Origin of the sequence: Bacteroides sp. AF39-16AC, from assembly GCF_003602735.1 — a bacterium.
Classification (GTDB): Bacteria; Bacteroidota; Bacteroidia; order Bacteroidales; family Bacteroidaceae; genus Bacteroides; species Bacteroides uniformis.
Genome location: NZ_QTLN01000001.1, coordinates 85,104 through 98,418 on the forward strand (window position 1 = coordinate 85,104; position 13,315 = coordinate 98,418).

Consider the following 13,315-nt stretch of genomic DNA (forward strand, 5'->3'; position numbering starts at 1 on the left):
AATAGTACTTTTGCACCATGATATATCCGCAGAACTTTGAACAGAAAATAGGTTTCGACCAAATACGCCAATTGCTGAAAGAAAAATGCCTCAGTACACTTGGCGAAGAACGGGTGATGGACATGGCATTCTCCGACCACTTTGGAGAGGTAGAGGAGCGTTTGGACCAAGTCACTGAATTTGTACGCATACTCCAAGAAGAAGACAACTTCCCGGCACAATACTTTTTTGATGTACGCCCGTCACTGAAACGCATACGCGTGGAAGGCATGTATCTGGATGAACAAGAGCTCTTTGACCTACGCCGTTCACTGGAAACCATACGTGATATTGTACGTTTCCTACAGAAAAGCGACGATGATGAGGAAGAGGGCGCTTCCCCCTACCCTTGTCTGAAAAGATTGGCAGGAGACATCACTGTTTTCCCACAGCTCATAGCAAAAATAAACGGCATCCTCTCTCCTTACGGAAAAATCAAGGACAATGCCTCTACAGAGTTGGCACGCATCCGCCGGGAACTGGCAAGTACTATGGGAAGTATCTCCCGCTCACTGAACAGTATTCTACGAAATGCCCAGTCCGAGGGCGTTGTGGACAAAGATGTAACGCCCACCATGCGTGACGGCCGTCTGGTCATTCCCGTTGCACCGGCACTGAAACGGAAAATACGCGGTATTGTACACGACGAGTCGGCCAGTGGTAAAACCGTATTCATCGAGCCTGCCGAAGTAGTGGAAGCCAACAATCGCATACGAGAACTTGAAGGTGACGAACGCAGAGAAATTATCCGCATCCTGACGGGCTTCTCCAACCAGTTGCGTCCCTCCATCCCCGACGTACTGCTATCATACGAGTTCCTTGCCGAAATAGACTTCATACGTGCCAAAGCATTGTTTGCCGAGCAAATATCCGGACTGAAACCGGCTCTCGAAAACAAGCAACTGCTGGACTGGACAATGGCGGTACACCCACTCTTGCAACTTTCTCTCGCCAAACATGGCAAAAAAGTCGTACCGCTTGACATCGAACTGAATGAGAAGCAACGTATCCTCATCATCTCCGGTCCGAACGCAGGCGGCAAGTCCGTCTGCTTAAAGACAGTAGGCTTATTACAATACATGCTGCAATCCGGACTACTCATCCCGATGCACGAACGCAGCCATGCCGGAATATTCAGCAGCATATTCATCGACATCGGTGACGAGCAGTCCATCGAAGATGATTTGAGCACCTACTCCTCCCACCTTACGAACATGAAAATCATGATGAAAAGCTGCAACGAACGGAGCCTCATCCTGATTGATGAATTCGGGGGCGGAACAGAACCCCAGATAGGAGGTGCCATTGCCGAAGCCGTATTGAAGCGTTTCAACCAGAAACAGACGTTCGGTATCATCACCACACACTACCAGAACCTGAAGCATTTTGCCGAAGACCACGAAGGTGTAGTGAATGGCGCCATGCTCTACGACCGCCATCTGATGCAGGCACTGTTCCAACTACAGATAGGCAATCCGGGCAGTTCGTTCGCTGTGGAGATTGCCCGCAAAATAGGTCTGCCGGAAGATGTCATCGCCGATGCCTCGGAAATTGTGGGCAGCGAATACATCAATGCTGATAAGTACCTGCAAGACATTGTGCGCGACAAACGCTATTGGGAAGGCAAACGCCAGACAATACGCCAGCGTGAAAAGCACATGGAAGAGACTATCGAGCGCTATCAAACCGAAATCGAAGATTTGCAGAAATCCCGGAAGGAGATTCTGCGCAAAGCGAAGGAAGAAGTGGAGCAACTGATGCAGGAAGCCAATGCACGCATCGAGAACACCATACGCTCCATCAAAGAAGCCCAAGCAGAAAAAGAAAAAACACGCCAGGCCCGCCAGGAGTTGACGGACTTCCGTGAATCAATGGAAGCGCTTGCCAACAAGGAACTGGAAGAAAAAATCGCCCGCAAAATGGAAAAGCTGAAAGAGAAGCAGAACCGGAAAAAGGAAAAGAAAGCGGACAAAGGAAAAGAGAACGGACTGTCTGCCCAGGCTTTGGCAGAACAGCAGGCGCGGAAAGAGGCAGAACGCCTTGCAGCCATCACCCCCGGCTGCAACGTCAGAATAAAGGGCCAAACCTCTGTGGGCGAAGTAATGGAAGTGAATGGCAAGAATGCGGTCATCGCGTTCGGCAGCATCAAGACTACCGTAAAGCTGGACAGGCTGGAACGTACCAACGCGCAGCCTAAACAAGCTGATGTGTCCACCAAAAGCACTTTCATCAGCGCCCAGACCCAGGACAGCATGTACGAGAAGAAACTGCATTTCAAACAAGACATTGATGTCCGCGGCATGCGTGGCGACGAAGCCTTGCAAGCCGTTACCTATTTCATTGATGACGCCATCCTTGTCGGCATGTCACGCGTGCGTATCCTTCACGGAACGGGAACAGGCATCCTGCGCATGCTTATCCGTCAATATCTGGAAACTGTCCCCGGAGTGCGCCACTTTGCCGACGAACATATACAGTTCGGCGGAGCAGGCATCACCGTTGTGGACTTGAGTTAATGGATAATTGACAGTTGATAATTGATAGTTAAAGCTAAATCATAAATCTGAAATATATGAAATCAATCAAAGAACTCTACCGTATCGGTACCGGTCCATCCAGCAGCCACACCATGGGACCGCGCAAGGCTGCTCAGATATTCCTGGAAAGGCATCCCGAAGCAGCCGCATTCCAAGTAACCCTATACGGAAGCCTCGCCGCTACCGGCAAGGGACACATGACCAATGTTGCCATCACCGAGACACTGCAACCCGCAGCACCGGTAGAAATAATCTGGGAACCCAAAATATTCCTGCCCTTCCATCCCAACGGCATGAAATTCGTTTCTTTGGACAGCGAAGGCAAGGAGACCGACCAATGGACTGTATTCAGTGTCGGCGGCGGTGCCCTGGCAGAAGAGAATGACGGAGCATCATCCGTAAACACCCCGGATGTATACGAAATGAACAGTATGACCGAAATACTACAATGGTGTGAACGTACCGGAAAAAGTTACTGGGAGTACGTCAAGGAATGCGAGGAAAGCGACATTTGGGATTACCTGCAGGAGGTATGGAAAACCATGCAGGCTGCCGTAAAACGGGGATTGGATAGTGAAGGAGTCTTGCCTGGCCCTCTGAATCTGCGCCGAAAGGCTTCTACCTATTATATACGTGCCAGTGGCTACAAGGCTTCCCTCCAGTCGCGCGGACTAGTATTTGCCTATGCCTTGGCAGTAAGTGAAGAAAATGCGTCAGGTGGGGTCATTGTCACTGCACCTACCTGCGGTTCGTGTGGCATTGTACCGGCAGTGCTCTATCATCTGCAAAAAAGCCGGGAGTTCAGCGACACACGCATACTCCGTGCCCTTGCCACAGCCGGACTGATAGGAAACATCGTGAAGACCAACGCTTCCATTTCGGGAGCGGAAGCCGGATGCCAGGCAGAGGTAGGCGTAGCATGTTCCATGGCATCAGCCGCAGCCAACCAATTGTTTGGAGGCAGTCCGGCACAAATAGAATATGCCGCTGAAATGGGATTGGAGCATCATTTGGGAATGACCTGCGACCCGGTTTGTGGGTTGGTACAAATCCCGTGCATCGAACGTAATGCCTACGCCGCCGCACGTGCCCTGGATGCCAACCTTTACTCCTCCTTCACCGATGGCATGCACCGCGTATCATTCGACAAGGTGGTGGAAGTCATGAAAGAAACCGGAAACGACCTGCCCTCCCTCTACAAAGAAACCAGCGAAGGAGGACTGGCGAAGGATTATAAGCCGATGTAGTTAGAGATTACGGATTACGGATTAAGGATGAAGGATTAGGGGTGTGCAATCATATTGAACCTTAATCCTTCATCCTTAATCCGTAATCCCTAACCCCTCATCCCTAATCAAGTTTTACCGGCCAATGCGTATCATCCCTATTACCGCTCACATCTTTTGTCTGTAGCAAGCCGCCTTCTTCCGAATAGAACAATTGATACTCTGCATTTCCCTTTTCAACTTCAATGACAAACTGCATAGGCACTACCGGATACTCCAAAAGAACAATCTCCTCTATCTTCCAACCGGCATACTCACTGGCGCTGAAAGAGGTCTGTACTGTTCCCGGAAGATTATTCCAAAGCAATTCGGTTTCCGTCAGTTGCCATTCCGCCTGATTATTGAACCATACATCCTTTTCCTGCCCATCCACTTTACAATCTGCAACGAAATAGCCCCCTTTCTGTTCCCATTCCACATGGATTGCGGAAGGGTATTTGGACTTCAATGCTTGTGACATTGCTTCGGGCACTTTGACATCATCCTTGTCGTCATCATCACTGCATGCACCAAGTGCCAAGGCGGCGATGAACATCATCGCCAACATTTGAATCTTTATTCTCATCATTTCTCTATAAAGTTTAGGTTAATAGTTACTGGAGAATCAATCGTCCATGCTGACGAACTTTCCCTTTTTGTTGAACTTCAAAGAGTAGTCATTACCCAATTCAATTTCCACACCGGTACGTCCGCGTTCGATTTTAGTAATAATCTCTCTCGGGAAGTTAGCCTTCACATACTCCTTTACCGGAACCGGAATCAATGCTTCGGGAACAGCGGACTTCTTGCAATCCACTTCCAACCAATTTCCTTTCTTGTCGAAGTCTATTTCCGTACGGTCTGTCAACAGCACTTCATATTTTTTAGTCTGCAATATTTCACTTTCAATCTTGATGTGTGAAATGTGCGGTTTCGAGAAATACTGGTTGATAAAATTGCGTGCCGTCAGCGGAAGCTGCTTGGCATCCTGAGTGATAACATCACCGGCAAAGGCAAACTGAACAGCTACAAGAGCCAACACAAGAATAGACAATACTTTCTTCATAATCGTTATTTTTTAATGTTACTAATAAATTTCATATCATTCACACTGCAAATAACGGTAGAGAATTAGGAAAGATTTGGGAATAACCGCAGTTAACGATAAATTTTACTTTCTTTAACCAGACGGAAGGTATGCATACCGTCCTGCCATTCATACGTGAGCCTCAATGAAGACGACAACGCAATGGAACGCGCTATGGCAAGCCCCAGTCCGGTGGAGTCCTTCTTGCCATCCATGCCATGATAGAAACGCCGGAACAACTTCTCTCCATCCAAAGGGGCATCCCCCGTATTCCTGATGACCAGAGAAGCGGGAGTAGTAAACACCTGCAACTCTCCCCCTTCCCTATTGTGCAGCAACGAGTTCTTCACCAGATTGGAAACCAGTATTTGCGCCAGCGAATGGTTGCAACGGATGATAAAAGGCTGCTCCTCCCGTTTTCGTATCAGTCTCACCTGCTTATGTTCATAGATATCCATCAGGTCGGGCAAGAGTTCATCCAATATCTCATCCACCGAAACATCTTCCATCTCGGTATACTGCCCGTTCTCTATACGGGAAAGCAACAGCAGGGACTTGTTCAGTTTTACGGCACGCCCCAGCGTGGCATATATCTCGTCCAGCTGCTCCATTTGCTGTTCCGTCATCCCTTCACTCTCAGCCAGCAGTTCCACTTTTCCCCTCACGATGGCAAGCGGTGTCTGCAACTCATGCGAGGCATTCTCGATGAACTGCTTCTGCTCCTCGTATGCCTTGTAGCTGCGGTTGCCCATATCCAATGCAGCATCGCTCAACTGGCGGAACTCCCGTATCTTCGTCGGGTTGTCCAATGGAGGCGCCTCCTTGCCGGGCTGAATGCAGTGCAGCCAGTCAAGCAACCTATGTAACGGACGGAACACTCCCTTCAGCACCAACTGGATGCCGATGGAAGTACAGATGAGAAACAACAGGAACAGCGCTCCCAGATACCAAAGCATAGCCTCCACCATGTCATCCCGCTCCAAAATGGAAATCATCAGTTTCAACTCATAATATTGCCCGTCGGGCATACGGAAAGCGGTACACATGACACGTACCGGTTCGTCTTCATCCTCCAGTTCGATATAAACCGTAGCATCATAGAACACTTGTCTGTAATGCCGCCCTTCCTCTTCGGATATAGGGGTGAACTTATAGAAAGACATCAACGAGCCTTCCGTTTCGAGTATCGAGGGGTCGTGAAGCGCACTCTCCATCAATATCTCACCGTAATTCTCCAACGTATCGTCCGTCTCATCCACCACCTCGTCAATGATTGCGTAATAGAACAGCACACCCCACACTGCCATCAACAGAAACAGCAGCAATGCAAGTTTGCGGTAGGTGTAGCTCAGCAGCTTCATCGTTCGGAGAGTTTGTAGCCGAATCCATAGACAGCCTTTAATTCTATGGTAGCCTCAGCTTGTTTCAATTTCTTACGCAGATTCTTCACTTGCGAGTAGATAAAATCCAACGAATCCGCCTGGTCTATATTGTCTCCCCACACCGACTCGGCAAGGCTCATTTTATTGATGACCCGGCCGGGGTTGACTACAAAATAATAAAGCAGGTCGAACTCCTTGCGGTTCAGCTGCAAGGGTTTTCCGTTTATCTCTACCTGCCGTTTGTCGGGGTAGAGCAAAAGATTTCCAAGGGTGACGGTCACATCTCCCTTCGCCTGCCGCCGACGTATCAATGACTTGACACGTGCATTGAGTTCTGCCAGATGGAAAGGCTTTGTAAGGTAATCGTCGGCTCCCAGTTCCAGCCCGTCCACCTTGTCGTCCAGCGAGTCTTTGGCCGAGATAATAAGCACACTGTCACTGCGGTGCAGCCGTTTCAGCTCACGCAGCAAGTCCAGACCGCTCCCGCCAGGCAACATGATATCCAGCAGAATGCAGTCGTAATCGTAGTCATTGATTTTATCCAATGCCGAAAAATAGTCGGCAGCGGTCTCTACAACAAACTTTTCTTTCAAGAGCGAAGTGCGGATGGTTTCCCGCAAATCTTGCTCATCTTCTACAATCAGGATTTTCATACCGGCAAAGATGGTCTACAAAACTGGAAACAATCTGGAAAACTATCCACTAATCAATGCTGTCTGTCTGATAGTCCTCCATCAGTTCTTCTTTTGCCATGGAGATTTTCCCGTCAGCCGTAATGGTCAGTCTGATGGGAACATAAAGGTCGGATTGCGGATAGCAGACGCTGGCCGCGTATATGATTCCTTGCGGAGTGGTCTTGTCATAGACCAGCCCCTCAAGAATAGAGTACTTCATGAACTTGGCATCCACCAACGAAGCAAAATTATCTTTGGTGAACACTTTATCCACCACCTGCTTCCCGCCGCACGTGATGCGCAAGGTGATACGGTTATCCACAAATTTCTCCCCCTGCTCGTTTTTCACTATCGGCAGAGATTCATCCGGCCGGCGCACTACAGAAGACTGATACTCTTTTCCCTTATACGTAAAGGATGTTTTTACATCGGACACCTGCATGCGCTGTGGGCCGGCAATTTCTGTACTATCCTGCATCAATACCTGCGTACCGTCTTTCTTATTCTTGTCTTGCGACGAACAAGCAGTGAAGAAAATGACCGATGCACACACTAAAATATAGACTATATTCTTCATCGTTCTGTTTTTTAGTAGTTGACCGGACAAAAATAGTACAAATTGAATGCAATAGAAAATTTATTTTCTTTTAGATTCCATTTTTGCTTTTCTATCCTGCACTTTCTTGCTGTATGCAGCATATTGTTCTTCCGTCATAATCTTCCGGAGTTGTGAATCATAAGCAATACGGGCAGTCTTCATCTCTTCACGCTTCTTTTCCATCTCCGCTTTTTTCTGCGCGCGTTGCTCATCCGTCAATTGATGGCGCTTACCATCTCTCTTATGATGCTTGTGTGCTTTGGCACGATGCATCGGCATATCTCCCATTTTCTCAACCAATGCCAGATTTGCCTCCAGCAGTTGTTGTTTCTGCATATCGTTCAAGGAGTACTCTTTCACCATCCGTTCCGTCATGCGCTCGGCACGGACTTTCGGTTCGGGCATTTTATCACTGTGGCGGGCATGTTGTGCCATTGCCATGCCACCCATCAGGAAGGCGGCCATCCATATCAGAACTATTCTTTTCATCATTTTTCTCTTTTTTTAATTAATACCTTATGTTAGTTATACCTATTGTGTTGCAACGTATCTATGACAAAAACAAAAGCGGGAAGTTTAACCGCAACTTCCCGCTTTAACATAATAAATGAGGTTGAAAAGAATATTAAGGTTCGTCCAGATACTGTACGATAAGACTCACCTGCTTCGGCATGAATGTCCGTGTCCTTACATTGTACCCGGTATGCGCCAAGGCTTCATACAGTTCGTGATTCCGTTTTATCCACCGCGTCAGGGTGCGGATGGCGCAACGTGCAGTAGCATTGGGGCAATAGAGGCATGCCAAATCTTTCTTTTTATAAGTCGTGATACGAAAGCCATTTTCTGTTTCCATAGCAGTTTGTCTGATTTTTAAATGATTGATGTAAAGATACGATATTCAAAAGGCGAAGTCAAGTATTTCAAGGAGAATATGAACCTTTTTCTGAGAAAGTTCATATTCTCCTTATTTACAGAATGTTTATCCTAACGGATTTTCTCCCTGGTCGCCATCGGAACCGCCGCCATCCGGATTTGGTTTGGAGCTACCCCCGCCAGAAACGGTGCCGTTGCCCGACCAATCCATCTTCTCTACGCTGGCGCGGGTCAGCATATCCTTAAAGTAGAAGCCCGGGGTGAAGATAATCTTGCGGCGATAAATCGTGCTTGCCTTCACATCTTCCAGCTTGTCCTGGCTCTTGGCGTTGATGCCGGGACGGAAACAGCCGAACTCACCCAGCTGTACCGAAAATCCCTTGTTGATATCCATATTCAAGGTGTCGATCAATCCGTCCAGCACCAACTTCACCACACCGCGAGGCGCCATGCCTATCTTGGAAACCTCGTCGCATAAATCCTTAAAACCTACCACACCCAAAGTTTTCATCTGCGCCACGTACTTTTCCGTTTTTGTCTCGTCAAAACCGAATACTCTCTTTTTTACTTCATAATTCAAAGCCATAGTTTTTTAATTTTAAATTGATTAATAAAAGTCGGTCTTGTTCGCTCGTCAGTCTGCAAAACCAGTTTCTTTGTGACCACGATGCAAAGATACAACGGGCAGAAAACGGGGTGGTGCTTTAACGGAGGTTTAAGGAGGTTAAAGGAGGTTTAACCTATATTATTCACGGCAGTTATCGGGAGTCAAGGCTTCGCCCGGAGTTATCGGAAGTTAGAAGCCGATAGTTTGGCAAATGAACCAAGAAGGTTAAACCGTAAAACTCAAAAGTTCACGTACGGATGTAAACTCTCGAAATCCCCAATGACGAGGAGGAAACAATACAGACTTCAAGGGGACAAACTGTTTGCTTCCTATCAAATAAGAAGGTTTGACCAGTTTCATCACAATTCTTACATCATCATCGGCAATTTGCTTTCCCTCCCGATGAGGAAGATCCTTGCGATACATCACCGAACAGAAGTCTATCTGATAAATGTCACGTATCTGCCCTTTAATCACAGGCACAAAATAATCATATTTCTGGAAATTCAATAGTCCTAATTTATTAGAAGGAGTAATCTTTCCAAAATAATATTCTATTTCGTTTTCCCGGTTCCGGAACTTGTCATAATATTCACGTTCTCCATTTTCAAAGACAGTAACCGCCAAGATATTCCCGACTTTCTCTATCGTTAGACTTGTCCCCTTATGCGACTTTACATCTTGAAGGATTTGTACCGTAGGTTGTTCCCAAATCAGCGAACGCAGAAACCGTTCCAGCAAATGTGCGCTCCCCTCATTGTTAGGGCGAAGCGGAAAAGCACCGATATTCACTTTTTCAATGGAACGATAAAAGTTGGCATTTTCCACATCCTCATCCTTTCCATTTCCCGGGAAAAGTATATAACCTCCCAACACCTCTTTCTTGATAGGAAGCCCTTCTTGTTTTGGATCATAATAAAGAGCATCTCTATAACGATGCATCTGATTGATAGCATCATCAGGCGGAACATCCACTCCATCTATATCCGTATCCCCAATCCGATACTTTGCATCGAAAAGGTAAGTCAGCTTGAATCCGTTTTCTACATCACGTCTCGTCAACTGAAGCACGATATCCGGTTTCTGTGGCACGGTGAACGAATAAGTATGGTCTATTGATGTTTCCGTCGAACTTTTTCCAAGTACTTCCCTCGGATTATAAATCACTTCGGCAAGCTCGACCAAATCTCCTTCTGATGTTCTACGTGAAAAGACAACCTTCGACTTCTGCCCCTTTGCCAATGAATAAGTGAAATGTTTGTTCAATTCCATACGGCTTTGATTGTCAACCACAACCTTCTCCCCCCCCAAGAGTTGCTGCACAAGATTTTTAACCTCTATAAAACACCATATCTCATACAAGGTTGCGATATCTTTCAGTTCCAGGCTCCGTATTCCTTCTTCCAAATCATAACTACAAGTCAATAACAGCCAATCACGATAAACCTGCGAATATCCTGTTCCTTGTTTCAAGACAAGAGATTCTTGGTTCATGCCCTTAAAAGCACCTACCGTCCTGAAGAAGGGATGATATACCAAACGTTTCAATTCCTCTTCCGTATCTGCCAAGCCTTCTATAAACTTCCCATTGGAGTCCATCGGATAGTTTGCCATTATCCGTTCCTTCAAAGAGACAAACTTCTGCATCACAAAACGAACGGCATATTTCAAAAAGCGATTTTCAAAAGTATCAACACTCATGGTCGACACTTCCGTCCGATATAAATGTCCCGACTCCTGACGATGCTCCACCAACTGCATTTCCAGTTTCGGTGTGAGTCGCTTCAATTTATCGGCACGCAAATATACTTCTTCGCATACTATCCTGTTACGGGGGCTATCCACCACAATTTTCACAGCACGGACAAATTCTTCGTTAACTTCCCGGAATAAATTCCACCAGATTATATCGGGTGTTTCTCCTTGTTGTTTTTCCGAAAAAGAATGGTGAGTACGCCTAAAGAAGTCTAAGGACAGCATGCGATATTCAGCCTCTATATCAGCAATAATATGTTTCAAATCACTGTGATAATCCAATTTTATGGCCAATACATCATAACCGAACGAGAAGATATTTCTTACCCCCTCTCGCAGCCGATATGCAATCTTCAAGTCTGCCCGGCCAATATCATTGCCATAGTTGATGTGTCCATAAAGCACTTGCGCATCCTCATTGAAACAGAAGCCATCGCTTACTTTTCTTAACGGAGTGTCTATGCAAGCCTCCGTCACTTGTTTCTTGAAATGAATCCAATACTGATAATCCGTATTTTCAAAGAAAACGGAAGGGACATACGCTCCTTTTTCTATGGAAATCCCACGAAAAGTCAAAACCGCTTTATCTCCATCCCATATATAATAGGACAACAAAGCTTCTGAATCTTGTTCCACACGCATGCATTCCGCCGCTTTCCTGTAAATCCTATCATAAGAATTACAAGAGACCAACAGTTCAAAATCTTCGTGTACCAACTTCAGAAGTGCCTCCATTTCATCAGCTCCAGAAAGTGCAATAATAAGTATTGTCCAGTTTACGCTTCATTTCTTTTAACTTACATAGAGATACGGACTCTTTATCCCAGTCGTTGTAGATAGATTTCTCATTATCCGAAGCGTCAAAATCTTGATAAACTTTTTCCAACGATTGTTTTATTTGAGTAGCAAGATCGTCCAAAACACAGCCGGTCTGCTTCAAATTCATCAATTTATTCTTGTCACCTTCAATCCGGCTTAAAACTTTCATCAAAGTCATCTCATCCAAAGCTCTAATCATCCTGTAACACACATCGTTACCCTCATATTGAAGATTGGCCAGCACGTAGAGGATAAACTCATTACGCGTCCGGTATGCCACTTTAAAAGGTGTTCCCTCAAGTGTGCCATTGATCTCTGTCAAATAAGAAATCACATGGTCACAGATAATCTGGTTCGCCTCATATACATCCATAGCCTCTACTGCATTAGGTAAAATAATTTCGGAAGCAATAGGAGCCACTCGGCAATCCTTTTTAGTCAGTCCTCCGGAAAAATCCACCTTGTTCATCTCGATAGTCATGGCACGGTCCAAGACTTTACGAGAAAAGCTAAAGGTTGTTTCGTCCATATTTACTGTCCCCATCACAATCAGATTGGGTGGCAATGCAATACCTTCCGTACGAAACTGCTCTCTCAATCGAGCTTCACGTTCCTTGTTTTTTTCCACAGACTTGCCGTTTATTTTCCAATCTTTTCCGAAGAGATCATTCATCATGATATCCCCCACCCATGTATTTCCTTTTTTTCCATAATTATTCAGAGGCGGTAACAATGAATCGGAAATAATTCTTCCATTGTTCAATTTACGGGTTTCAAGCACACTCAGATACTCTGCAAAATATTGCTCTACCGGAGCCAGGTTCATTTCATCCAAACACAAAAAGAAAGGAGTCTCCTCAAAATACCAGGCTTTTGCAAGGAAACGCAAGAAATCGGTAAGCACATATTCTGTTTCCCCAGAGATTCTTGTCTCATAGCCCAGTAACTCTGTTGAATCATGCCAATTGGGACGCACCTGTATCATCTCATAATTATACGGCTTTTTAACCTCATCCGGATTCTCACCTCCGGTAGCATAAGCCAATTGACGAACAATACGAGATTTTCCTGTACCCGAAATGCCGGCAAGAAGAATGAAGGGTTTGGATTTAATGGCTGTGATATAAGGACGGAATTGAGCTATTATTGATGAAAGCGGTAAAACATCAGTCTCCAAAACTACATTTTCTAAATCCCCCATTTCCATACGTAAAGAATACTCCCCTTTTTCATCTTTCAGAAAACTTAAAGTCGTATTATTTTCGACCAGATAGTTACGTAAAGAAAAGGTCCCCTTTTTCAAGCCATTCAGATAAATCCGTCCATCAAGGCGATACAGTAAATTCACATCGTATCTCTGTATCTCAGAAGCACCAAAAAACTCCTCTATTGGATTATATAAAGAAGCAAACATCCCTGTCGAGAATGTTATTTTCATAGACTCCTGCGAAGACGACCTATAAAGCGGCAGATGCATCACGATATAACTCAAGCATCTCAAGAAGTCCTCTTTATACAGATTAAAACTAACAGAAATTTCATCACCTCTCGAAAGAGGTTTATCTACCAAGAAATTCAAAATTACATTGGAAAGATTCAAACTTGTCTCTCCAGACTTTTTAGGAGACAATTTAAATCCGGCATCTTGTGAATGTATCTGTTTTATAACTTTATCCATC

12 protein-coding genes are annotated in these 13,315 nt (G+C 45.7%); 2 read left to right on the forward strand and 10 right to left on the reverse strand.

All coding sequences use genetic code 11. The features are described from left to right. Positions 1 to 17: 17 nt before the first annotated feature. Both DW039_RS00335 and DW039_RS00340 read left to right on the forward strand, forming a co-directional pair. Positions 18 to 2,555: an endonuclease MutS2 gene (locus DW039_RS00335; protein ID WP_120381552.1), complete on the forward strand. Its 2,538-nt coding sequence runs from the start codon at positions 18 to 20 to the stop codon at positions 2,553 to 2,555. A 56-nt stretch (positions 2,556 to 2,611) separates the two neighbouring features. Beyond that, positions 2,612 to 3,823, forward strand: a complete 1,212-nt coding sequence (locus DW039_RS00340; RefSeq protein WP_005831694.1) for an L-serine ammonia-lyase — start codon at positions 2,612 to 2,614, stop codon at positions 3,821 to 3,823. A 103-nt stretch (positions 3,824 to 3,926) separates the two neighbouring features. Here the strand turns inward: DW039_RS00340 and DW039_RS00345 are convergent, their stop codons facing one another. The 10 genes from DW039_RS00345 to DW039_RS00390 form a co-directional block, all read right to left on the reverse strand. Next, positions 3,927 to 4,430 carry a PepSY-like domain-containing protein gene (locus DW039_RS00345; protein WP_009038162.1) on the reverse strand — a complete coding sequence of 168 codons (504 nt, stop codon included), beginning with the start codon at positions 4,428 to 4,430 and terminating at the stop codon, positions 3,927 to 3,929. A gap of 36 nt (positions 4,431 to 4,466) precedes the next feature. Next, positions 4,467 to 4,907, reverse strand: a complete 441-nt coding sequence (locus tag DW039_RS00350) for a PepSY-like domain-containing protein (RefSeq protein ID WP_005832634.1) — start codon at positions 4,905 to 4,907, stop codon at positions 4,467 to 4,469. Between the two features lie 92 nt (positions 4,908 to 4,999). After that, positions 5,000 to 6,289 carry a HAMP domain-containing sensor histidine kinase gene (locus DW039_RS00355; protein WP_120137950.1) on the reverse strand — a complete coding sequence of 430 codons (1,290 nt, stop codon included), beginning with the start codon at positions 6,287 to 6,289 and terminating at the stop codon, positions 5,000 to 5,002. Beyond that, positions 6,286 to 6,963, reverse strand: coding sequence for a response regulator transcription factor (locus tag DW039_RS00360; protein ID WP_016272776.1), 678 nt, complete (start codon positions 6,961 to 6,963; stop codon positions 6,286 to 6,288). The genes DW039_RS00355 and DW039_RS00360 overlap by 4 nt, the downstream gene beginning before the upstream one ends. A 49-nt stretch (positions 6,964 to 7,012) precedes the next feature. After that, positions 7,013 to 7,561 (reverse strand): DUF4738 domain-containing protein, encoded by a 549-nt coding sequence (locus DW039_RS00365; RefSeq protein WP_005831701.1) that lies wholly within the window; start codon positions 7,559 to 7,561, stop codon positions 7,013 to 7,015. A 60-nt stretch (positions 7,562 to 7,621) separates the two neighbouring features. Beyond that, on the reverse strand, positions 7,622 to 8,071 hold the full coding sequence (locus tag DW039_RS00370) for a DUF4890 domain-containing protein (RefSeq protein WP_165852451.1): 450 nt from the start codon (positions 8,069 to 8,071) through the stop codon (positions 7,622 to 7,624). Positions 8,072 to 8,207: 136 nt separating this feature from the next. Beyond that, positions 8,208 to 8,435: a DUF4248 domain-containing protein gene (locus tag DW039_RS00375; protein WP_005831704.1), complete on the reverse strand. Its 228-nt coding sequence runs from the start codon at positions 8,433 to 8,435 to the stop codon at positions 8,208 to 8,210. Between the two features lie 126 nt (positions 8,436 to 8,561). Next, on the reverse strand, positions 8,562 to 9,041 hold the full coding sequence (locus DW039_RS00380; RefSeq protein WP_009038158.1) for an HU family DNA-binding protein: 480 nt from the start codon (positions 9,039 to 9,041) through the stop codon (positions 8,562 to 8,564). 246 nt (positions 9,042 to 9,287) lie between these two features. Continuing rightward, positions 9,288 to 11,552, reverse strand: coding sequence for a restriction endonuclease-like protein (locus DW039_RS00385; protein WP_057089731.1), 2,265 nt, complete (start codon positions 11,550 to 11,552; stop codon positions 9,288 to 9,290). A gap of 4 nt (positions 11,553 to 11,556) precedes the next feature. Next, positions 11,557 to 13,314, reverse strand: a complete 1,758-nt coding sequence (locus DW039_RS00390; RefSeq protein ID WP_087331937.1) for an McrB family protein — start codon at positions 13,312 to 13,314, stop codon at positions 11,557 to 11,559. Between the last annotated feature and the right edge of the window lies 1 nt (position 13,315).